Origin of the sequence: Halomonas sp. ND22Bw, assembly GCF_003011945.1 — a bacterium.
GTDB lineage: Bacteria > Pseudomonadota > Gammaproteobacteria > Pseudomonadales > Halomonadaceae > Halomonas > Halomonas halophila.
In genome coordinates this window covers 1-229 of record NZ_PXWD01001949.1, presented here as the reverse complement: position 1 = coordinate 229, position 229 = coordinate 1, and the positions used below count along the sequence as shown (strand labels likewise).

General features: G+C 73.4%; 1 protein-coding gene. It reads left to right on the top strand.

The window, feature by feature from the left end; all coding sequences use genetic code 11:
• Window positions 1–60 precede the first annotated feature (60 nt).
• A partial coding sequence (locus CVH10_RS25100; RefSeq protein ID WP_369336047.1) for a lipid II flippase MurJ occupies window positions 61–229 on the top strand: 169 nt, incomplete at its 3' end.

Here is a 229-nt window from a genome sequence, read left to right as displayed (position 1 = left end):
CCCGCAGGCACCCTTCCCCGCCGAGGGGGGAGGGATCGCGACGTCCCTCGAGCGAGCCCCATGATTCGCAGCATCCTCTCCGTCGGCGGCTGGACGCTGGTCTCCCGCGTCACCGGCTTTGCCCGCGACGTGGCGATGGCCGCGATCCTGGGCGCCGGGCCGGTGGCCGACGCCTTCGTGGTGGCCTTCCGCCTGCCGAACCATTTCCGGGCGATCTTCGGCGAGGGCG